Origin of the sequence: Pilosibacter rotomagensis (assembly GCF_045062245.2) — a bacterium.
Lineage (GTDB): Bacteria > Bacillota > Clostridia > Lachnospirales > Lachnospiraceae > Pilosibacter.
In genome coordinates this window covers 1842248-1862587 of the sequence record NZ_CM170323.1, presented here as the reverse complement: position 1 = coordinate 1862587, position 20340 = coordinate 1842248, and the positions used below count along the sequence as shown (strand labels likewise).

The following is a 20340-nucleotide window of genomic DNA, read 5'->3' as shown; positions in this document are numbered from 1 at the left end:
GGACCCGGTCTACTGTCTAGATCTGATGATCATTCTTCTCAAAAGGTCCAGCGCCGTGACCGCGGCATGTTCCCGGATCTCCTGTCTTGTACCGTTGAAGTGGCATTCCTCCACAATCACTTCGTCCTTCATGCAGCAGGAAACGTATACGAGTCCCACCGGCTTCTCCTCTGTTCCACCGTCCGGACCAGCAAGCCCCGTTACAGCAACGCAGGCATCCGCATCAGCCGCGAGAACACCGCCGAGTGCCATCTCCCTTGCGGTCTGCTCACTGACTGCCCCGTATTTTTTTAAAGTTGCCTTGCTGACATCGAGGATCTTTCTCTTTGATTTGTTCGAATATGTGATATAACCCTGATCAAATACGTCAGATGCACCTGGCACATTGATGATCTTTGCAGCCACCATGCCGCCGGTGCAGGACTCCGCCGTTGTCACCGTGAGTCCGTACTTTGTGAGGAGGCGCACAACGGTCTCTTCCATCGTCTCATTCTCTTTCGTGGAATAATACATGTCGCCCAGTGCCTTTTTTATCTCCTTGGCAACAGGTTTTAACGCCGCCTTGGCGGACTCCTCATCCTCCGCCTGTGTCTCCGCGAGAACATGGACATCTTTTCCGCGGCGTCTCGTGTAGATCACGACAGCGCCGCCGCACTTTAAGAGGTCCTGAAGCTTTTCCTTTACTTCCGTCTCGCTTTTTCCGTAAATTTTAAATATCTGGGCATAACCCTGTTCTGTTCGAATCATCACATTTTTCCTTCCGTAAGAACGCCGGCGTTCTTCACAATGTAGTCAACAAGTGAAATTACTGTCAATGCAAGAGCGATCCAGACAATGATCGTCGTCAAAGTTGACAACGCCGGAATATTAAAGATCAGAAGAACCACACCGATCATCTGGAATGTGGTCTTAAATTTTCCCCAGTAGCTCGCCGCGATGACAACACCGTTGTCGGATGCCACCAGACGGAAGCCGCTGATAATGAACTCACGGCTGATAATGATGATGACCATCCAGGCCGGAAGCTCACGAAGCTCGATCATACAGATCAGTGCGGAGCAGACAAGCAGTTTATCCGCCAACGGATCCATAAATTTTCCAAAATTTGTTACCAGATTATACTTTCTCGCGATCTTTCCGTCCAGCATATCGGTCAGGCTCGCGATGATAAAGAGCGCCGCCGCCACATAACGCATGTTCTGGTTTGCGCCGCCGTCATAAAGAAGCGCAGCTACGAAAAACGGGATCATGATCACTCGTAATATTGTCAGTTTATTCGGTAAATTCATTCTCTGCCTCCCCAATCAGATCATATTCGGACGCGCCTGTGACGCGTACCTTAAGGAAATCTCCGGACATCAGGGAAAGTCCGGTGTTTACAAAGATAAGTCCATCCACGTTCGGGCTGTCCATGTAGGTACGTCCGACGTAGGCGTTCTCATCAGCAACCTTGCCCTCGATCATGACTTCAAGGGTGCGTCCCTTCATTGCCTCAGACTTCTCAAAAGCGATCTCCTGCTGGAGTTCCATGATCTCATCGCGGCGATCCTGTTTTACCTCCTCCGGAACCTGATTTTCAAAGCTGAATGCCGGGGTATCTTCCTCCGGGGAATATGCGAATACGCCGAGACGGTCAAATTCCATATCATCGACAAACTGCATCAGGATCTCGTGGTCTTCCTCCGTCTCACCCGGAAATCCGGAGATCAGAGTGGTGCGGAGCGCGATGTCCGGAATCTCTTTTCTGAGTTTCGCAATCAGTCCGCGGATCTCTTTGTTGTTGGTTCTTCTGCCCATCCGTTTTAACACGGCATCGCTTGCGTGCTGGATCGGGATGTCCAGATAGTTACAGACTTTTTCTTCAGTTTTGATCGTCTCGATCAGCTCATCGGTGATCTCCTCCGGGTAGCAGTACTGGAGGCGGATCCACTGGATACCGGATACAGCTGCCAGACGTCTTAAGAGCTCCGGAAGCTTCTTCTCGCCGTAGAGGTCTTTTCCGTAAAGAGTTGTCTCCTGGGCTACCAGGATCAGCTCCTTCACGCCTTTTTCTGCAAGCTCCTCCGCTTCCTTCACAAGCTGCTCCATCGGAACGCTGCGGTATTTTCCGCGAAGATACGGAATGATGCAGTACGTGCAGCGCTTGTCACAGCCCTCCGCGATCTTTAAGAACGCATAATGTCCGCCTGTCGTCACAAGACGGTCTGTAGTCTTGCTCACCGGCGCATCGATGCTCTCGAAGACCTCCGGTGTTTCTCCGTGCATGACTTCTTTGATCGCCTCCCCGACTGCCTCATAGGAAGTCGTTCCAAGGATCGCATCTACCTCCGGGATCTCATCAATGATCTCCTGCTTGTAGCGCTGTGCGAGACATCCGGTTACGATCAGCGCCTTTAAGCGGCCTGTTTTCTTTAACTCCGCCATCTGAAGGATCGTGTTGATGCTCTCTTCTTTTGCATCGCCGATAAAGCAGCAGGTATTGACAACGACGATATCTGCCTCATTTTCATCATCCACGAAGGAATAGCCCTCTTTCCCGAGGATTCCCAGCATTTTTTCCGTATCGACAAGGTTCTTATCACAGCCCAGTGATATGAAAAGTAAATTCATTCTGTTTGTTTTTCCTTTCTCTGTATAACTTCGCGGTCCGCAGCTGTATCCGGCATTTTTGGAACCGCCAGCGAAAAAAAGAGGAAACTAAAGCCAGATTCAGCCGTTTTCCTCCCCTTTCCAACATATTTCTCCGGTTCGTCCGTCCGTGGCTTGGCATCACACGGCCGGGCGGATCGCTTTTATTCTTCCGCGTACTCTTCTTCTTTTTTGATCTCTTCCGGAGTTCTCTCCTTCACCTCGAAATCAGTCTCGATCTCCGGCTCCTCGTCCTCTGTGAGGATCTTTACTTTCTGCTCATAAAGCTCCTGGACAGCGGTGGACAGCGGTTTCTTTCCGGCAGCGCCTGCTACGAGCGGTTTGTCACCAGCGATCAGCTGTCTCGCACGCTTGGATGCTGCGATGACGATGGAATAACGGCTCTGAACGACCGGCTGCTCGCCCGGCTCAACGTCGCTGTTTACGGCTTCGATTAAGTCTGTATAAGACGGATGTAACATAAAATATACCCCTTTCAGATCATGAGTTTCCTGGTTGCAGCTTTCCTCTCCATCTGTAAAGATGCGAGAAGTTTTGCTGTTTTTTGTTATAAATTTTAAATATCTGAAGTATCCGGTTTTGCATGTAGCATTTTTACGGATACATTCTTTATTTTGTCATATCGTGCAGCTCCTGCTTCATTCTCGCCACAAGATCCGTATTCGCGGACTCTTTAAAGTGGCTGGAGCGGATCAGGCTGTGGAGATCTTCCACGCAGGTATCAATATCGTCATTGACTACGATATAGTCATAGGAATCCATTCCGTCGGACTCCTCCGCGGCACGGCGGAGACGTTTTTCGATCACTTCCGCGCTCTCAGTTCCGCGGCCGGTAAGACGTTTTTTCAGGTCCTCCGCAGTCGGCGGTACGATAAATACGAGAAGCGCGTCTGGGAATTTCTTCTTGATATTGAGTGCTCCCTGGATCTCGATCTCAAGGATCACGTCTTTTCCTGCAGCCATCTTTTCTTCCACATATTTTTTCGGTGTTCCATAATAATGATCTACATAACGTGCATGTTCGATCAGCTCGTCATTTTTGATCATATCCTCGAACTGGGATTCGGTCAGGAAAAAGTACTCTCTTCCATTTTCCTCCCCCGGTCTCGGATTTCTCGTGGTCGCCGATACAGAAAGCGCGTAATTATCATATTTATTCAAGAGCGCCTTCATCACGGTTCCTTTTCCTGCTCCGGAAAATCCGGAAACTACAACGAGGACTCCTTTTGTCTGCATTACAAATGCCTCCTGATTACTCAATCATGTATTCTGCTGGTTTCGCGGACCGCGGATTGCTCCGCATTCCGTACTAACACAATCTTTATTCGATGTTCTGGATCTGCTCTCTTACCTTCTCGACCTCTGTCTTTAAGAGGATCGCGCGGTCGGAGATCTCGAGATCCGTTGATTTTGAGAGGATCGTGTTTGCCTCACGGTTCATCTCCTGGGCGATAAAGTCGAGCTTTCTTCCGACACTTCCGCCGGCTAAAAGTTCCTTCTTCATTCCCTCAATGTGGCTTCTTAAGCGGACGGTCTCCTCATCCACACAGATCTTATCTGCAAAGATCGTAACTTCCGTTGCGATCCGGGACTCGTCCACGGATGCAGTCGCGAGAAGTTCTTTTACCTTGTCTTCCAGCTTCTGGCGGTACTCCGCGATCACCTTCGGGGAGCGCTCCTCGATAAAGTCGACAAGTGTCAGCATATATTCGAGCTTTCCTACGAGATCGTTCTTTAAATTCTCGCCCTCGCGGATCCTGGACTCCACGAATCCCTCACAGGCTCTTGAGAGCGCATCTTTCAGGAGCTCCCACATATGGTCTTCATCTTCCGGAACTTCCTCCATCGTGAGGACTTCCGGGCATCTTGCCAGCATGGACACTTTCACATCATTGTCGATATCAAAGTCATCAGCCATCTTTTTAAAGCTGTCCATATATTCCTGTGCAAGAGACTTGTTATATTTGAGGAATACCTTTGCGTCGGTATAATCCTCGTATGTCACAAATATATCTACTTTTCCTCTCTGGATATAATCCTTTAAGAGGGTACGCATGGATGCTTCGAAGTAATTGAATTTCTTCGGCATCTTAATTCCCAGATCAAGATACCGGTGGTTTACCGCCTTTATCTCTACTGAAATCTTACACTCGTCCGTCACTAACTCGTGGCGGCCGAATCCGGTCATGCTCTTAATCATCAGACATGCCTCGCTTTCCCATAGATAACCATTATTATACGGCAAATAAAAATTACAGTCAACCAGATTTCTGTGCAAATATTCTGTTATATGCGTTTATTCCTACTGCAGACCAGATATAACGGATTGGATCCTTCATGAAAAGTAAGCGTTTGCTATCACAAAATGCAGGACTGCATGAATGTAAAAGGGACCCGGAATTCTGTTTTAAATCCCAGGCCCCTTTCTTTACACGGTATGTCTCCATACAGTTTTCTTTCCTTTATTCCGCATCCTTCACCAGCAGCAGTGCCATCTTGAATCTTCCGTCTGCCGCCACGCTGTGAAGCCCGTTCTTCTCAAAACGGAAATTCTCTCCTTCCTGAATCGGATACTGTTTTCCCTCATATCCGATAACTGCTTTGCCTTCCAGTGCAAATAAGAGGGCATCTCCGGGTGCGCGGTGTTCGGAAAGAGCGCAGCCTTCGTCAAAGGAAAGGATCATGAATTTCAGATTTTTCTCCGCGACCAGGTCGATGTTTGCAATGCTGTCCTTCTCATAATCGATCATGTCTTTTAAGCGGAACACCTCCGCTGCTTTCAGTAAATTGTTCATTGAAATCTCCTTTTCTCCATTTAATAAGATTTCTGTATACACGAATCCGTTCTCCCCTCCGGCGGAGCCGCAGAGTGTCCCGGGCGCCACATAAAGGATCTCGTTTTTCCGGACTGTGACATGTTTCTCCTGCTCTCCGAGGAGAAATTCCCCGGATCCGCCTGCTCCGATATAAAGGATCGGGCAGTCGTATGTCTCCGCACTGATCGTTGTGGCGGGACCAAGCGTAAAATAGTGAACGGGATCCGCCTTCCCCATGTGAGCGGTGGTGGACACCGTCATTGCCTCTTTCGGAATATGTTCATTCGCGATCACAAATACACACGGTTTCAAATCCTGACCTCCTGTCATATGATTCAGCAGTTTCATGGCTGCGCGCAGAAATTCTCCTGTCGACCGCCAGCTGCCTCCGGCAGCCGTTTTGTAAGCTCATAGATATCCATATAACTCAGGTCATTTCCCTTCGGCAGCGCGTCGAAAGTTGCATTCAGATACTCCTCTTTATTTCTGACGGAAGCGCTGAAAATATAGTTGTACCCGAGATCAAACAGATAATCCGGGCTGAGTTCGGAACTTGGTCCGTAGATCCCGCGGATCTCAGCGTTTCTGCATGCATTCAAAATCCCGCGGTACGTGTCGTTCACGATGGTACAGCCGGTCATAATGACAATATCCAGTGTTTCCAGCACATCAATGTGTTCCAGGGCATTCTCCCCGAGATGCCAGTGAATGTTCTGCGGATAGAATGTCTCCTCTTTTCCGACCCGGATGCTCAGGAGATCCTTTTCCTTCCGGAAATCAAATGCGTGAAATTCGGCGCATTTTCCGAGAAAAAAGTTATTGTAAAGGCCGTATCCGATGATCCCGACCTTCTTTCCTGCGACATCGTAAGGAAATTTCTGCCCTTCTGTGCGGAGAATCCCGCGGTCCACAAGCCGTTTCGTTGTATTAAACGGCTTGCTCATCAGATTTGACAGGGCTACCGCTATGGTTCTCTTTTCCGGATCATTCTCATCAATGATCTCTTCCAGAACTTCATCGGCCGGACGATCCAGAAATTTCTTTAAGATTGCTGCCTGCTCTCTTGCCGGTTTCTCCTCGCCGACCCGCAGGGCCAGGGAAATCCGCTCATCCTGATCTGCTGCCATGAGCCAGCGATAACCCATGACAAATTCCGAGAGATACGGCATTTTTTCATGATATTTTTCATACAATGCCCGGTTGCGTTTTAATACCTCTCTTAAGTCTTCCATATTTCGTCTCCTTCTATTCCGAAATTCTGCCTTTTTATGCGCTCTGCCCGGTAATCGACACCGGAATAATGCTCTTTACGATCCGGTCTCCGAATCGAGCCTGATTGACGACCACATTCACGTCAAAGGATCTGGAAATATTCTGCTCTGTCAATACCTCTTCCGTGTTTCCGTAAATATAGCTGCCCTCCCGGTTCAGCATGAAAGCGTCGTCCGAGATCGAGAGTACATTTGTCGGATAATGCGTGTTCATGACCGCACAGATCCCCTCTTCATGCGCCAGCCGTCCGATCAGATCCAGAACCAGGATCTGGTTGTGGAAATCAAGTCCGGTCTCCGGCTCATCGAGAATGATGAGCTTCGGCTCATTGATCAGCGCTCTTGCGATCAGGACCATCTGCAGTTCCCCGCCGCTCATCCGGTTGCAGTCTTTTTTCGCAAGTCTCGTAATGCCGATGCGCTCCATCATCTCCTCCGCCATCTCCAGCTCTTTCTTTCCCGGCTGTTCAAAGGTTCCCAGATGGGCGCTGCGCCCTAACATTACCATCTCAAGACCGGTAAACGAAAAGACAAAGCTGTGGGTCTGCGGAATATAGGATAGGGAGGACCAGATCTCTTTTGAGGAGAGTTCCCGGACATTTTTCCCGTATAAAAAGCTGTCCCCGCTTCGCCAGGATAAAAGCCCGGTCATGCACTTCAACATGGTTGTCTTTCCGACACCATTCGGTCCGAGGATCGCAAGGATCCGTCCCTCTTCCAGACTGAGGTTCGCATTTTTTAAGAGATCCGGCTGCTTCGGATATCCAAAACAGCCGTTTTTCACTTCCAGGATCATTTGAGAGTCCCCCTGTTCTTCTTTAATAATGAGATGAACACCGGTGCACCGATGATGGCTGTCAGAACAAAAAGCGGCAGTTCGATAACACTGATACTCCGTGATAAGGTATCGATCACGATCATGAAGCTGGCGCCGAGGCTGATGCTTACTGGGATCACAAACCGGTTGTTGCTTCCCGTGAGCATTCTTGCGCAGTGCGGGATCAAAAGCCCGATCCAGCCAACCTGTCCGCACATGGACACGCTGGAGGCCGTGATCACGGTAGCAGCCAGGATAAATGCAAGTCTGGTCTTTTTCAGGTCGATCCCGCTGGCTCTCGCCTCATCTTCGCTCAGCGAAAGGATGTTTAACTTCCAGCGGAGCAGATAGATCATAATGATCCCGGCAAAGATCAGCGGGGAGCCAATCATGATCTTCTGATAGGAAGCGCTCGTGAAGCTTCCCATGAGCCAGTAGGTGATCTCCGGCAGCTTATCCGACGGATCTGCGGTGTACTTTAAAAGAGAGCCGATCGCGTTGAAAAGTGAAGAAATGATCACACCGGACAGGACCAGAAATACGATCGATTGTCCGTCCTTATTGCCTGCGAGGCGGATCGTCACCCAGACAGAGACAAGACCGAAGATCAGGGCAATGATCTGTGTCTCTAGAATTCCTTTCGACAGTAAGATCGCCAGGATCGCACCCACGCAGGTCCCGCTTGTGACTCCTAAGATGTCAGGAGTCGCAAGTGGATTGGAAAACAGGGACTGGAACGTGTCGCCGGCACAGGTAAGACCCGCGACGACGATCACCGCCATCAGGATCCTCGGAAGTCTCAGGTTTACAACAATGGAATAATTCTGGCTGCTCCTGTCTCCGCGAAGAAACACCCGGATCAGTGTATCCGCGACATCACCAACCGAGAGATTCATTCTTCCGATGCAGAGGCAGATGAGCGCTGTCGCAAGCGGAAGAACGATCATCATGATCATCGCAAGCGGGGTAAAATGATTGTTTCGAATCCAGATCGTATTTTTCATCGTAAGTGAATCATTTCCTCCAGTTCCTCATCGGTCACCTCGTATCCGTAGCACTCTTTGTAGTAATCGCGGATCGTGTCCTCGAGCGGATAATCTACAAACTGCTCCGGGTAGGTGTTGCATGCCAGCCATGCGAGGACAAGCGGGGCATCCGGATTCGGTGTAAACCAGTTCCACATACCGAGTGTCGTGTCATAGACGCGTCCGTCTTTCACAGCCTGGATCGTCGAGAGATCCACACCTTCGATCTTATTTTCAAGAATATCCGTCTCTGTGACCTTGAAGAGTCCAGGTCCGTTCACGAACATGACTTCCGGATTCCAGTCATAGATCTGCTCAAAGCTTACCTGCGCGAATCCCTGCGCCTCTTCTGCCACGTTTTTGACGCCGAGATGCTGGAGCCAGTAATCACCGAAAATTCCTTTTCCGGCTACCTGCGGAACGCCGTCGTTGACTTTATATAAGATCATGGCTGTCGGCCGCTCATCCTCCGGGATTTTGGCGATCCGTCCTTCCACATCAGCAACGATCGCATCCCCTTTTTCAAAAAAGGCATCCATCTTTCCGTCTTCCCCGAACACGTCTTCCAAAAGGGAAAGCCACTGTTTGTAGCGCTCCAGCGGATCAGCCGGACTGTCGGAACCTACTGTTGCGAAAGCGACCGCCGGGATCCCGCTTGATTCCAGGACTTTCGCGTGTTCTTTGTTGTTTGCATTGTAGAGGATTACATCCGGCTGAAGCCTCATGATCTCCTCAATATTCAAGTCCGACTGCGCATACACGGTCTCGGATGACTCCATAAGTTCCGGGGCGATGTTTTTCAGTACCGTCTCGGAGATTGTGTCCTTGAATGATCCGCAGTAGCCGACGATATTCGGCGCGGAACCTTCAAAATATGCCATGTACGTGGAAAGGATCGGAATCTGGTCGATTACGACGCGGTGGATCTGGATCTCATTTGGGACCTGAACATGATTGCCTGCGTGGTCGACCACCTCATGGGTCCCTTCTGCGTCCGCCTGTTCCGTGTCTGCTGCTTCCGTGCCGGCTGCCGCACTGCTCTCTGTCTCTGCAGCCTGAGTCTGTACGTTTTCTGCTGCCGTTGTCTCTTTTGCTCCTGCGTTGCTTCCGCATGCGGAAATTGCCAGGGATGCAGCAAGGATCACTGCTGCACTTGTCCATTTATTATGTCTCATCATAACTCCTCTTGATTTGGTTAGCTATATCTAACCTTCGGGTAGTATAGACTAACTTGCTTCAAAAATCAGTTGCATCTGCAACGGAATCTATCTTTTTTAAGAATATATTCCCAGCTGCATTCCCGCCCGCTGCTTCCCTACGTTTCGCACGACGGTATATCAGGAAATGCCTGTCAAACGTCCCCGAAATATAAAAAGTCCGCAGGATGTCTGCACCGATGATCGGATCTGCACACATTCCTGCGGACTTTTTATGCTGTTTGATAAAGGATCGTGATCTCATTTTTCCGGTAATCGATCAGTCCCTCTTTTTTCATGCGCGCCATCTCGCGGGACAGTGCGCTGCGCTCTACCCCCCAGATAATCCGCAAGTTCCTGCCGATTCATCGAAAGCACGGCACTTTTTCCATCTGTGGAAAACTGTGCCAGCATAAGCTTTAGTTTGTCGCGGATCGATTTCTGGCTCATGATATGGATTCTGCGACTCTGGGTCAAGTTTTCTGCTGCAGTCTGTTTTAAAAGGTTTACGGTAACCAGTCCCGCATAAGCACAGCCCAACGCTTCTCTGCGAAAAAGTTTTGAAAGATTTACAAACAGGAGCTTCGTTTTCTTTTTTGCCATAACCATCATAAGCGCCGGTTGTTCTGCCAGGCAGGAATTGGAACAGCCGAAAGACTCCGACGGTCCAACGAGCCGGATATGGGACTCCTCCCCGTCTTTTCCCGGTGCCACCAGGGCCACTTTTCCATCCAGAACAATCCCTCCCCACGAGATTCTTTCCCCATAGTGATAAATGATCTCTCCTTTTCCATAGCTGCAGACGTGAGCTTCCATACATCGTAATATGTGCTCCAGAGCACTCCTATCAACTCCCGAAAACAGGTAGGATTTTTTTAGAATTTCATAATATTCCAACATTTTGCAATCCCCTTAATTTTATATGTTAGTTTAAGCTAACTTATCATAAATGATTCATAATGTCAACAAACCGCCCTGAATTGCCAAATTCCGGCAAATACAGGACGGTTCGTTTTTTTATGGATCTTATTTATTACTTTTGTGACGCGATCTTGACGGTTTCGTACAACAGGCTTACACCATATCCGGAACCTCCATGGACGCAATACGCATTTCCATCCGCAAGCCAATTGACCGGAGCCATATCAATATGACACCACGAGTGGTTCTCCGTGAATTCCTGGATGAAAAGCGCTGCAACGATCGTTCCTCCTCCCATGGTATTTCCCGGACAACTGCTCTTTAAATCTGCCACTTCAGAACGCAGAATGTCAAAGAGTTCCCTGTCTGCCGGAAGTCTCCACACTTTCTCGCAGGAACTTACCGACGCCTGTCTGACTTTCTCAAACAATGCATCATCATTTGCAATAACTGCGGCACTTCTTCCACCGACTGCGCCCTTCGCAGCGCCTGTCAAAGTTGCAATATCAATGAGCGTTCCCGCATTTTCCTTTCGGATCGCGTAAGTGATCGCATCCACCAAAGTCAAACGGCCTTCGGCGTCCGCATTCAGCATCTCGATCGTTTTTCCGTTCATGGAAAACAGGATATCTCCCGGAACATACGCTTCACCGGATACCATGTTTTCGCAGGCTGCAACGATTGCTACGATATTCACCGGGAGTTTCCGGACCGCAATGGCGCGGATTGCACCAATAACTGCGGCAGCACCTCCCATGTCATCATGCATCGTAGCCATCTTGGATTTTAAGCTGTATCCGCCGCTGTCAAACATGACGCCTTTCCCGATCAGACCGATCGGTTTCTCTTCTCCGCCGCCGTGATAGCGCATGACGAGGACCTGGGGTTTTGCGGCAGCACCTTTTGCTACGGAAAGAAACGCCCCCATTCCGAGTTCTTTTGCCTGATCTTCGCCAAAAGCCTCCACTTCGATCGGAAGTCCTTCCTTTGCAAACCGCCCCGTTACTGTCTCAACCAGCTTCTGCGGCGTCATATACATGGACGGATGATTGACCAGATCTCTCGCGAACATTGTGCTCTCCGCAACACATGCCGCCTCATCTGCGATCTCCTCCATCCCGTCAATCTTTGAGACGATCACGGTCTCCTCCATACAATTGGAGATCGGTGCTGTCTTATATGCATGAAACTCATATGCCACAAGGTGCGGAAGCTCCGCAAATTTTTCTGCCAGATCCGGGCGGTCCCCCAGTTCAGGGACATTGTCAAAAAGGACGCCGATCACCGGAGTTTTTGATTCCTTACAGCTCTTGAACGCCTTTGCCATGGCAAGAAAGCTTTCCCGGTTTGTGTTCGACTCACCGCCAAGATATACAAGTACGATCTTTAAAAATTTTTCCCCGACAAACAGGTTCATGGAATACTGGCTTCCGTAAACAGCCTTTAATTTTTCATTCTGCAGAGCACTCCGGATTGCATCCGAAGCGACCGGATCAAGGCCGGAAAGAGAGGTTTTGAGTGCTGTGTCCCTCATAAACGGAATGATCAGCGCGTCATATTTACCCTGAATTTCTTTTGTTATCGATACCTTCATGATTTACCCAGCCTTTCTCTGTATTTTTCCTGTTCCTCTTTGTTTGCGAGAACATAATGCCCTGTCTCCATCTCCACCCATTCCGGCTTATCCGTCTCGTAATGATGACAGGACGGATCGTACACTTCCACCGTGCGCGTCCTCTCTGTGATCGGGTCGGGCTGCGGGATTGCAGACAACAGTGCTTTCGTATACGGATGAAGCGGATGACTGTAAAGTTTTTCGGTTTCCGCGAGCTCTACGATTTTTCCTTTGTGGATGACGGCTACACGATCAGAAATAAACCGCACGATCGACAGATCATGAGCGATAAAAAGATACGTGAAGCCCTTTTTCTGCTGAAGGTCCATTAAAAGGTTTAACACCTGTGCGCGGATAGAGACATCCAGAGCAGAGATCGGTTCGTCCGCAATGATCAGTTTCGGTTCCATGACTAAAGCTCTCGCGATCCCGATCCTCTGGCGCTGTCCTCCTGAGAACTCATGAGGGAAACGGCTCGCAAATTCGGGAAGCAGTCCTACCTCCAAAAGTGCTTCCGCGACGATCTTCTTTCGCTCTGTTTCATCTTTAAATTTATGCAGATTATAAAGACCTTCCGAAACAATATAATCAACTTTCGCACGCTCATTTAGAGAAGCCATCGGATCCTGGAAAATCATCTGAATGTTTTCGATGACTTTCCGGTCCATCTCCTCACTGATCTTTCCGCTGATTCGTTCTCCGTCGTACAAAATCTCTCCGCCGGCAGCCTCATTGATACGGATAATCGCGCGGCCAATCGTAGTCTTTCCGGAGCCGGATTCACCGACAAGGCCTAACGTCTCACCTTCATAAATGTCAAAGCTGACATTGTCGATGGCTTTAAATTCCTTTTTGCCGGAGCCGAATACTACGTCCAGATTTTTAACTTCCAGAAGCTTCTTTCTGCTCAAGGACCTCGCCTCCTTTCCATTTTTCGAACATGCGCCTTACAAGCGGCGGCGGATCGATCTTCGGTGCTCTCGGGTCGAGCAGCCATGTTTTTGCCTTGTGAGTCGGACTGACCTCGAAATACGGCGGCCGGATCTCAAAATCGATCTTTAACGCATGCGGATTTCTCGGGGCAAACGCATCTCCCTTGATCTCATTGAAGAGGTTCGGCGGCGTGCCCTTGATGGAATATAACGGCTGACCTTTAATGCCGAGCTGCGGCAGGGATGACAGCAGCGCCCAGGTATACGGGTGTTTTGCATTGTAGAAAATCTCTTCACATAAGCCGACTTCTACGATATCTCCCGCATACATCACTGCGATCCGGTCCGCAACATTCGCAACAACACCCAGATCATGGGTAATATAGATGATAGTCAGGCTGTACTTTTCCTGCAGCTCGTGGAGAAGTTTTAAAATCTGTGCCTGGATCGTTACATCCAATGCCGTTGTCGGCTCATCGCAGATCAGGACTTCCGGATTGCACGCCACCGCGATTGCGATGACAACTCTCTGGCGCATACCGCCGGAAAATTCATGCGGATACTGTTTGTATCGTCTCTCCGGCATTGTAATTCCGACATCCTTTAAAATTTCGATGGTCTTTTCTTTCGCAGCGTTTCCTCTCAACCCCTGGTGAAGTTCTACCGTTTCCTGGATCTGCTTTCCAACCGTCTTTAACGGATTTAAGCTTGTCATCGGATCCTGAAAAACCATAGCGATCTCTTTTCCGCGGATTCCGAGCCATTCTTTTTCTGTCTTATATCCGGCCAGGTCTGCCGGGTGATTGCGGAATGTCCCGCCGGAATACAGAATGGAGCCGGAATCGATCCAGCCATTCTGATCAAGAAGACCCATAAAAGTCTTTGTAAATACGGATTTACCGGATCCGGACTCTCCTACGATCGCAAGGCTTTCTCCTTTGTAGAGTTCCATGGAAATGCCGCGGATCGCAGTCAGTGTCTTTCCCCTCAGGTTGAATTTAACTCTTACATCCTGGGCGTCCAGGATCTTTTCGGCGTTTTTGTAATCAAACATATCCTTTCCCTCCCTAGACGTGATTTCGCGGATCAGCCGCGTCAGCAAAGGAATTTCCCATTACATAGAAGGAGATCGTGATCATGGAAAGGATGATCGATGGGAAGATCAGCTGATAGCGCAGGGACGGGCTCATCATAACGATACGGCCTTCATTGATCAGGTTTCCAAGGGATGGAACACTTAACGGAAGTCCGAGACCGATATAGGTAAGGAATACTTCCTGTCCGATCGCTAACGGAATCGCTAATGCAACACGCATCATAATGACAGATACCACCTGCGGAAGGAGGTTCTTTGTGATCACGCGGCCGGTCGGAGTTCCAAGACATCGGGAAGCAAGATTAAATTCCCGGTCACGGATAATAACGATCTGGTTGCGGATGAATCGCGCCGTCGGAAGCCATCCGGTAAGACACATTGCAAGAATGATTGTGCTGACACTCGGCTTTAACAGATAAGATGCCAGGATCAGAATGATCGAACTGGGAATGTTATGTACGACGTTATACACTTCCGTTATGAGCGGATCCAGCTTTCTTACATATCCCCAGAGAGAACCGATCAGAATCCCCATAAATGCATCCCATAAACCGACTGCAAGGCCAATAAAGAGAGAGGTTCTTGTCCCGCTCCAGATTCTCGCCCACAAATCCTGTCCGATGGAATTGGTACCGAACCAGTATTCACTGCCAGGCGCCTGATTTCTGTCCTGCTTTCCTGTCTCCTGGTTGATATAAACTTCGATCGGGTCCTTCTGGGACGGGAGGTACGGCTGGATGAAGGTAAATGTCATCAGTCCGATCAGAAGCACGAGGAAAAACATCGCCACCCTGTTTTTCGTAAATACTCTCCAGGTGGAAGCCCAGTATGAGTAATTGGAGTAACCGGTTCTTTCTGCTGCTTCTGCATCATATTCTGCAAATTCGAACATGTCCTGGGTGATCTTTCCCACTTCCTGTTCCAGCGCATCGATTTTTTTCTTTGCTCCCATTATCTTCCACCGCCTTTCTTTCCAAGCTTGATTCTCGGATCACAAAGGGCCATCAGAAGATCTCCCAAGAACAATCCCATAATTCCGACGCAGGAATAGATCAGAACAAGCGCCTGTACTAGGGTATTATCCTGTCTCTGGATCGCGGAAACCAGAAGACCGCCCATTCCCGGAATCGAGAACAGAGATTCTACATAGATGGATCCGGAGATTGTCATCAGCATCTGTGTCGGAAGCTGCTGCGCCATCGGGACAAAGGCATTCCGGATGACATGTCTGGACATCACAAGAGAATTTTTTAGTCCTTTGGCTCTTGCAAGCTTGATATAATCTTTATTCAGTTCGTCGACCATGTAGCGGCGGATCCACATTGCATAAGTCGCTGTGCCGCCCAGGGACATACAGATCGCCGGCAGGATCCAGCTCACCGGTTTTCTCTCATCAAACAGCATCGGTACATGAAACGCTCCCGATACATAAAGCTGAAGGAAGAGATAATAAACGGCAGCAGGAACTGCCTTGATGAGCACTACATATCCTGTCCCGAGATGATCAAAAAAACTGCCCTTAAACCTTGCCATCATCATTCCGAGAGGAATTCCGACAACGAGAGAAATCACAATGGATGCAAGTCCAAAATATACGGAATACGGAACTTTCGGTCCAATGATCTTTGTGATCGGGACCTTCGGACGGAAAACGATCGATTTGCCAAGATCCCCATGCATAAGCCCGACAAAGAAATTTTTCAGCTGTACCGGCAGTGGATCCCGAAGTCCCATCTCAGTCAGGGCCGCTTCGATCTGTACTTCGTCCATTTTATCATATCCCTCAGCGAAGTATCCTTCCTCCGGCATAAGCCGGAGGAGTAAGAATACTACAGTTGCTACAACAACCAACGTCACGAGGGACTGAAGAATTCGTTTACAGATGTATTTTGCCATCTACTTCTTCATCCTTTCCGCTCTGTCTTTTTCATACTGCTCTTCTGCTGCCTCATACTCCGACATTCCCATCGGTTTATCCATGATCACAGCTCCTTTTAACTTGATCGCCGCATTTCGTCCCATCTGGCTGGTATAGCCGGAGAATGGATCCAGGTAGGAAGCACGGTATCCGCCGCCTGATGTATAGAACGGGATCAGGATTGCTTTATCGAGAAGCATGCATTCTGCATCTGCAAACAGCTCATATCTCTTTTTCAAATCTTTTGTCTCCGCATTCGCCTTATCTAAAGCCGCTTCAAAGAGACTGCTGCCATTTTCATCCTGAAGATCTTTCGCCATGCTGACACGCATATACTTGCCATCCAGAGAACCTGTATGTACCGGATTCATCATTCCGAGCGGATCCGCAAAGTCCGGTCCCCAGCCCATCTCCATCATGGAATAAGCACCCGGTGTACGAACCTGTTTTGTGAAGCCTGTAGACGGATGAGATTCCAGAACGATATTAATATAATCCGTTCCGAGAAGTTTCTCGAGCTGCTGCTCCATAACCTGCATACGGTTTGCGGTATCAACTTTTGCGGTGCTGAACGGAACAAGGATCTGAATCGGAAATGTCACCTGTCCCTCTAACTCCGCCATGGCCTTTTCCTTATATTCGAGCGCCTTGTCGGGATCAAAAGAATCTCCCTCTGTGTAGGCAGCCAGTCCGCCCATCATGGTATAATCCACACCGTCTGCCTGAACAAGATTTCTTCTTGTAAAGGTATTTAACAGTTTCTCTTTTGGATTATACGGCTCAACCGTCAGGATTGCGGCTTCACGATCGAATCCATGGAAAATCGATTGTCTGAAGTTCTCATTATTGACTGCGATTTTCCAGTCTTCCGGCTTATAAGTTTCATCGTAATTCGGATCAAAGTTGAAGCCGATAAAGTAAGACATGTTTGTCAGGTTGTTCGGACGAATCATCTCTTTCTTTTCCGGATCTTCCATCCACTCATCGAGAATGCTGCCCGGAAGCAGGAAATCATTGATCTCTCCGCGGGTGAATAACTCTGCACCGATGGAGTTTGCCTCGGAATTATATTTATAGTTGAGGCGGCCGATGGAAATCACATCGTAATTCCAATAATCCGGGTTTGCCTCAAGGACACGCTCGCTCTGCGGTTCATAACTGGTCAGGAGGTAAGCGCCGCAATACAGGATCGACTCTTTGTCAAGACCGAACATTTCCCCCTGTTCTTCAAGGAAGTCTCCGTCAACCGGGAAGAAACACGGGAAGGAGAGTTCTTTGATAAAGTACGGAGTCGGCTGATATAAGGTATACTCCACCGTTGTATCGTCGATTGCCTTGACTCCGACCTGGGAAAAATCAGTAATATCTCCTTCGTAGAACTCTTTCGCGTTTTTGATGACATCATAAACCGTTTTACTGTTGCTGGACGCATGATCCGGATTCAAAATCCATTTGATGCCGTCCACAAAGTTCTGCGCCTTTACGGTTCCGACTGCATTTCCTTTCCAGTCATACCATTTTACATCATCACGGAGATGGAACGTGTAAGTCAGTTCATCATTAGAAACCGTCCAGTCCGCTGCAATGCATGGGATCATCTCTCCGAACCGATCAAATTCGATCAGTCCGTCCATAATGCTGTAGAACAAAGCGATGCCGTCGCTGTTTGTGCTTTTTAAGTAATTCACGGAATCAATTTCAGACGTATACACGGTGGAATACTCCGTTAGAGTCTTTTCTTTCTTCTCTTCCTGAGCTTCCTGAGTTCCCTGGGATCCACTGCCCTGGGACGGAGTGTCAGATTTCTGACACCCTGCAAGCTCCATGAGCAGAGAGATGGCACATGCCGTACTGACGATTCTCAACATTGTTTTCTTCATACACCATTCCTCCGTTCTTTGCATTCTGCGTATTCAGGTTTTACTGATTTTTTAAAGCTGCGATCCTCTCTTCCTGATACTGGGCCTCTGCCGCTTTATATTCTTCCTGGCTCATCGGCTGATCAAGAACCTTTGCCCCTTTGTACTTATCAAGGTTTCTGCCGAACTGTGTGCAGTGTGCGGAGAACGGATCCAGGTAAGTTGCGCGGTATCCTCCGCCGGATGCGTAAAGCGGGATTACCAGAGCATGTTCGATCAGATATGCCTCTGCCTCAGCAAAGAGTTCATAACGTTTTCCGATATCAGTTGTCTCAGCTTTTGCTTCTTTGATCATGTTCTCATAAATGCTGTTTCCGTCGGCATCCTTTAAATCTTCTGCCAGATACGGTCTGCTGTACTTTGTCCCGATCGAAGTATCGCTCGTCATAACCTCTGTATATCCTGCCGGATCTGCATAGTCCGGTCCCCAGCCCATTTCCATGAGAGAGAATTTGCCGGAGCTTCTGGATTCCTTCAGGTAGTTGGTCGGCGGGTACGGAACCAGCTCAATACTGATATAATCACTTCCAAGAAGATTTTCCAGCTGCTGTTTTTCGACTTGAACCCGGTTTGTCAATGCAAGTGTGCTTGTATTGTACGGCATGACAATTGTTACCGGGAATGTCACGGTTCCCTGGAGTTCTTCAAGCGCCTTTTCCTTATATTCAAGAGCCTTATCTTCCTGGAACTGATCCGTGTTCGTGATCTCCTTTAACGGTTCAAGTTCCGTGTAATCAACCCCGTCCACATTTACGAAATTCTTTGTCGTGATGGTATTTAACATCTGTTCTTCGTATCCATACGGATAGCTTGTCATCACCGCCGCTTCACGGTCCACTGCGTAGTAGATGGACTTACGGAAGTTTTCGTTGTTGACTGCCTTGCTCCAGTTATCCGGATCATACTCCTCCTCGTAAAGCGGTTCAAAGTTGAATCCCAGGAAGTTGCTGCTTGTGCTGGATGGTTTTTCGATCAGCATGTTCTTTCTGGTATCATCGTTGATCCACTCATCTAAGATCTCTGCCGGGATATCAGCCTCAGATACCTCGCCTCTTAAGAAAAGTTCCGGTGCCAGAGTCTTTGCCTCTTTATTGTAGTTGTAGTTGATCCTGGAAATGTAAATCTCATCCTTATCCCAGTAATCCTCGTTCATCTCAAGGACTCTGCGGTTCTCCGGCTCAAATGTTGTGAGGATGTATGCGCCGCAGCTTAAAACCGTCTCGGCACCTGTTCCGAAGGACTCCCCGCACTCTTCTAAGAACTTGCCGTTCGCCGGGAGGAAGCAGCTGTACGCGGTCATCTTCAGGAAATATGGAGTCGGTTTCACAAGTGTATATTCCAGTGTATGCTCGTCAATGGCATGAATGCCGACCTGATCAAAATCCGTGATATCTCCGTTAAAATAATCTTCTGCATTTGCGATGACATTATAAAAGATATTGGCCGTTGTAGACGCATTGTCCTTTGTTAAGAGCCATTTTGCCGCATCCACAAAATCCTGTGCCGTAACCGGTGCATAAACCTTTTTATCGCTTGTATACCAGTTTACTCCATCTCGTAAATGGAACGTGTAGGTCAGCCCATCGTCGGATACCTCCCAGCTCTCCGCCAGACACGGAATCGTAACTCCATATTTGTCGAAATCCACCAGGGCATCCACGTAGTTCTCTGTGAATCTCGTACAGGTACTCAGCGATGATTTCAGGTAGTTGATATGGGCGAGTTCGGCAGCATACACAACCGTATATTCTTTCCTTTCGATCGGCTGTTCGCTCTCCTGCGCCTGTGAGGTCCCATTGGTACCGGATCCGCCGTCTCCGGCAGGCTGACCGGACTGCCCCGCGCAACCGGTAAACAGACAGGCTGTCATTACTAATGCTGCCATTCGTGTCATTTGTTTTTTCATACGCTCTCTCCTTTTTCGACTTACTTGTTTTTGGCTTTTATATCTTCAGACCGGCGATCAGTCTGCCCCATAACGTTTTCGTACTTTCGGTTAGTCGTTTATACGTTTAACCATTGATAAAAAAAGAAATTTATGATAAAGTTAGTTGTCGCTTTTATGATCAGGGGTCAAACTTCGGATCGTTTCTTAAATTAACAAGCGAAAACACGCTTCGCGAGTTTCCCCTTGTTATCGCGGCAGCCGCCAGGGCCTCGCGCAA

At 48.7% G+C, this 20340-nt stretch carries 19 protein-coding genes; all 19 read right to left on the bottom strand.

The features are described 5' to 3' along the window. Nucleotides 1–9: 9 nt before the first annotated feature. The 19 genes from ACI3EW_RS08200 to ACI3EW_RS08110 all read right to left on the bottom strand — a co-directional run bounded on the left by ACI3EW_RS08200 (nucleotide 10) and on the right by ACI3EW_RS08110 (nucleotide 20081). A complete protein-coding gene (locus ACI3EW_RS08200) occupies nucleotides 10–747 on the bottom strand; it encodes a nicotinamide-nucleotide amidohydrolase family protein (protein ID WP_021904975.1) in 738 nt (245 codons plus the stop codon). After that, nucleotides 747–1289 carry a CDP-diacylglycerol--glycerol-3-phosphate 3-phosphatidyltransferase gene (pgsA, locus tag ACI3EW_RS08195; RefSeq protein WP_015554586.1) on the bottom strand — a complete coding sequence of 181 codons (543 nt, stop codon included), beginning with the start codon at nucleotides 1287–1289 and terminating at the stop codon, nucleotides 747–749. Before pgsA ends, ACI3EW_RS08200 begins: the two co-directional genes overlap by 1 nt. Then, nucleotides 1273–2610, bottom strand: a complete 1338-nt coding sequence (rimO, locus tag ACI3EW_RS08190; protein WP_118532749.1) for a 30S ribosomal protein S12 methylthiotransferase RimO — start codon at nucleotides 2608–2610, stop codon at nucleotides 1273–1275. Before rimO ends, pgsA begins: the two co-directional genes overlap by 17 nt. A 182-nt stretch (nucleotides 2611–2792) precedes the next feature. Further along, nucleotides 2793–3110, bottom strand: coding sequence for a DNA-directed RNA polymerase subunit omega (rpoZ, locus tag ACI3EW_RS08185; protein WP_118298144.1), 318 nt, complete (start codon nucleotides 3108–3110; stop codon nucleotides 2793–2795). Between the two features lie 148 nt (nucleotides 3111–3258). Further along, on the bottom strand, nucleotides 3259–3885 hold the full coding sequence (gene gmk / locus ACI3EW_RS08180; RefSeq protein ID WP_118298143.1) for a guanylate kinase: 627 nt from the start codon (nucleotides 3883–3885) through the stop codon (nucleotides 3259–3261). Between the two features lie 85 nt (nucleotides 3886–3970). Next, complete coding sequence (locus ACI3EW_RS08175) at nucleotides 3971–4849, bottom strand: YicC/YloC family endoribonuclease (RefSeq protein WP_118298142.1); 879 nt, start codon at nucleotides 4847–4849, stop codon at nucleotides 3971–3973. A gap of 262 nt (nucleotides 4850–5111) precedes the next feature. After that, on the bottom strand, nucleotides 5112–5777 hold the full coding sequence (locus ACI3EW_RS08170) for a cupin domain-containing protein (RefSeq protein WP_243022350.1): 666 nt from the start codon (nucleotides 5775–5777) through the stop codon (nucleotides 5112–5114). 32 nt (nucleotides 5778–5809) lie between these two features. Then, the gene (locus ACI3EW_RS08165) at nucleotides 5810–6697 is read right to left on the bottom strand and encodes a Rossmann-like domain-containing protein (RefSeq protein ID WP_118532753.1); all 888 of its coding nucleotides are present in this window, start codon (nucleotides 6695–6697) and stop codon (nucleotides 5810–5812) included. A 34-nt stretch (nucleotides 6698–6731) separates the two neighbouring features. Further along, nucleotides 6732–7532 carry an ABC transporter ATP-binding protein gene (locus ACI3EW_RS08160; protein WP_118532755.1) on the bottom strand — a complete coding sequence of 267 codons (801 nt, stop codon included), beginning with the start codon at nucleotides 7530–7532 and terminating at the stop codon, nucleotides 6732–6734. Then, nucleotides 7529–8557, bottom strand: coding sequence for a FecCD family ABC transporter permease (locus ACI3EW_RS08155; RefSeq protein WP_118532757.1), 1029 nt, complete (start codon nucleotides 8555–8557; stop codon nucleotides 7529–7531). Before ACI3EW_RS08155 ends, ACI3EW_RS08160 begins: the two co-directional genes overlap by 4 nt. Beyond that, nucleotides 8554–9756, bottom strand: a complete 1203-nt coding sequence (locus ACI3EW_RS08150) for an ABC transporter substrate-binding protein (RefSeq protein WP_118532759.1) — start codon at nucleotides 9754–9756, stop codon at nucleotides 8554–8556. Before ACI3EW_RS08150 ends, ACI3EW_RS08155 begins: the two co-directional genes overlap by 4 nt. Nucleotides 9757–10035: 279 nt before the next feature. Further along, on the bottom strand, nucleotides 10036–10674 hold the full coding sequence (locus ACI3EW_RS08145) for a Crp/Fnr family transcriptional regulator (protein WP_118532763.1): 639 nt from the start codon (nucleotides 10672–10674) through the stop codon (nucleotides 10036–10038). A 133-nt stretch (nucleotides 10675–10807) separates the two neighbouring features. After that, nucleotides 10808–12289, bottom strand: a complete 1482-nt coding sequence (locus tag ACI3EW_RS08140; protein ID WP_118532765.1) for a leucyl aminopeptidase family protein — start codon at nucleotides 12287–12289, stop codon at nucleotides 10808–10810. Continuing rightward, nucleotides 12286–13221: an ABC transporter ATP-binding protein gene (locus ACI3EW_RS08135; protein WP_118532767.1), complete on the bottom strand. Its 936-nt coding sequence runs from the start codon at nucleotides 13219–13221 to the stop codon at nucleotides 12286–12288. Before ACI3EW_RS08135 ends, ACI3EW_RS08140 begins: the two co-directional genes overlap by 4 nt. After that, entirely contained in the window at nucleotides 13193–14296 is a 1104-nt protein-coding gene (locus tag ACI3EW_RS08130; RefSeq protein ID WP_118532769.1) for an ABC transporter ATP-binding protein, read from the bottom strand. Before ACI3EW_RS08130 ends, ACI3EW_RS08135 begins: the two co-directional genes overlap by 29 nt. Nucleotides 14297–14309: 13 nt before the next feature. Continuing rightward, a complete protein-coding gene (locus tag ACI3EW_RS08125) occupies nucleotides 14310–15290 on the bottom strand; it encodes an ABC transporter permease (protein WP_118532771.1) in 981 nt (326 codons plus the stop codon). After that, nucleotides 15290–16234 carry an ABC transporter permease gene (locus ACI3EW_RS08120; RefSeq protein WP_405579241.1) on the bottom strand — a complete coding sequence of 315 codons (945 nt, stop codon included), beginning with the start codon at nucleotides 16232–16234 and terminating at the stop codon, nucleotides 15290–15292. Before ACI3EW_RS08120 ends, ACI3EW_RS08125 begins: the two co-directional genes overlap by 1 nt. Continuing rightward, complete coding sequence (locus tag ACI3EW_RS08115) at nucleotides 16235–18136, bottom strand: peptide ABC transporter substrate-binding protein (protein WP_182426844.1); 1902 nt, start codon at nucleotides 18134–18136, stop codon at nucleotides 16235–16237. 40 nt (nucleotides 18137–18176) lie between these two features. Continuing rightward, complete coding sequence (locus ACI3EW_RS08110) at nucleotides 18177–20081, bottom strand: peptide ABC transporter substrate-binding protein (protein WP_207663840.1); 1905 nt, start codon at nucleotides 20079–20081, stop codon at nucleotides 18177–18179. Nucleotides 20082–20340: the final 259 nt, after the last annotated feature.

What these genes read in the sequence shown, in the direction of transcription:
- ACI3EW_RS08200 (WP_021904975.1), bottom strand. Translation starts at nt 747, where the DNA reads ATGATTCGAACAGAACAGGGTTATGCCCAGATATTTAAAATTTACGGA.
- pgsA (WP_015554586.1), bottom strand. Translation starts at nt 1,289, where the DNA reads ATGAATTTACCGAATAAACTGACAATATTACGAGTGATCATGATCCCG.
- rimO (WP_118532749.1), bottom strand. Translation starts at nt 2,610, where the DNA reads ATGAATTTACTTTTCATATCACTGGGCTGTGATAAGAACCTTGTCGAT.
- rpoZ (WP_118298144.1), bottom strand. Translation starts at nt 3,110, where the DNA reads ATGTTACATCCGTCTTATACAGACTTAATCGAAGCCGTAAACAGCGAC.
- gmk (WP_118298143.1), bottom strand. Translation starts at nt 3,885, where the DNA reads ATGCAGACAAAAGGAGTCCTCGTTGTAGTTTCCGGATTTTCCGGAGCA.
- ACI3EW_RS08175 (WP_118298142.1), bottom strand. Translation starts at nt 4,849, where the DNA reads ATGATTAAGAGCATGACCGGATTCGGCCGCCACGAGTTAGTGACGGAC.
- ACI3EW_RS08165 (WP_118532753.1), bottom strand. Translation starts at nt 6,697, where the DNA reads ATGGAAGACTTAAGAGAGGTATTAAAACGCAACCGGGCATTGTATGAA.
- ACI3EW_RS08160 (WP_118532755.1), bottom strand. Translation starts at nt 7,532, where the DNA reads ATGATCCTGGAAGTGAAAAACGGCTGTTTTGGATATCCGAAGCAGCCG.
- ACI3EW_RS08155 (WP_118532757.1), bottom strand. Translation starts at nt 8,557, where the DNA reads ATGAAAAATACGATCTGGATTCGAAACAATCATTTTACCCCGCTTGCG.
- ACI3EW_RS08150 (WP_118532759.1), bottom strand. Translation starts at nt 9,756, where the DNA reads ATGATGAGACATAATAAATGGACAAGTGCAGCAGTGATCCTTGCTGCA.
- ACI3EW_RS08145 (WP_118532763.1), bottom strand. Translation starts at nt 10,674, where the DNA reads ATGTTGGAATATTATGAAATTCTAAAAAAATCCTACCTGTTTTCGGGA.
- ACI3EW_RS08140 (WP_118532765.1), bottom strand. Translation starts at nt 12,289, where the DNA reads ATGAAGGTATCGATAACAAAAGAAATTCAGGGTAAATATGACGCGCTG.
- ACI3EW_RS08130 (WP_118532769.1), bottom strand. Translation starts at nt 14,296, where the DNA reads ATGTTTGATTACAAAAACGCCGAAAAGATCCTGGACGCCCAGGATGTA.
- ACI3EW_RS08125 (WP_118532771.1), bottom strand. Translation starts at nt 15,290, where the DNA reads ATGGGAGCAAAGAAAAAAATCGATGCGCTGGAACAGGAAGTGGGAAAG.
- ACI3EW_RS08120 (WP_405579241.1), bottom strand. Translation starts at nt 16,234, where the DNA reads ATGGCAAAATACATCTGTAAACGAATTCTTCAGTCCCTCGTGACGTTG.
- ACI3EW_RS08115 (WP_182426844.1), bottom strand. Translation starts at nt 18,136, where the DNA reads ATGAAGAAAACAATGTTGAGAATCGTCAGTACGGCATGTGCCATCTCT.
- ACI3EW_RS08110 (WP_207663840.1), bottom strand. Translation starts at nt 20,081, where the DNA reads ATGAAAAAACAAATGACACGAATGGCAGCATTAGTAATGACAGCCTGT.